This window comes from Vibrio sp. 811 (assembly GCF_033339195.1).
In genome coordinates this window covers 1-533 of the sequence record NZ_JAWOUB010000877.1, presented here as the reverse complement: position 1 = coordinate 533, position 533 = coordinate 1, and the positions used below count along the sequence as shown (strand labels likewise).

The 533-nt window shown below is 47.7% G+C and carries 1 protein-coding gene; it reads right to left on the bottom strand.

Going from position 1 to position 533, the window contains the following annotated elements; all coding sequences use genetic code 11:
• On the bottom strand, positions 1 to 533 hold a 533-nt coding region (locus R7Q46_RS29900; protein WP_318078684.1), incomplete at both ends, for a flagellin.

Genomic DNA, 533 nt, shown 5'->3' with positions numbered 1-533 from the left:
GGCGCTTGTTTCGCTTGCGCAAGGATTGAGCTTGACGCTTGCGATAGAATTTGTGATTTGGTCATTGCCGTCGTTTCTTTCGCGAAATCTGTATCTTTGATACGGCTCTTCGACGCATTCACGTTCTCGTTAATGTTGTCCAAGTTGCTGATTGCGTGGTTGAAACGGTTCTGGAAAGCACCCAGCTCTGCGCGGTGGCTATCTACGTATTTCAGTGCCGCATCGATGATAGCAACAGATTCTTGTGCGCCACCAACTGAGGTTACGTCGATAGTATCTACCGTTACTTTTTTACCTTCGCCCAAACCTAGCTCACCAGATAGGCCGCCTGAAAACTCGACTTCGCCTTCGACTTTGTTGTTGCCAGCAAAGATTTGCAGTTTACCGTCTTGGTCTACAGAGGCTTTCACTAGGTCAGTTTGACCGTTAATGTAAGTCGCAAGCTCTTCGATATCGTCACCCGCTTTTGCGCTGATGTTGATTTCTTGCTCTTGGCCGTAGCTGTCCGTTAGGTTGATTTTTAGGTCGTTCTT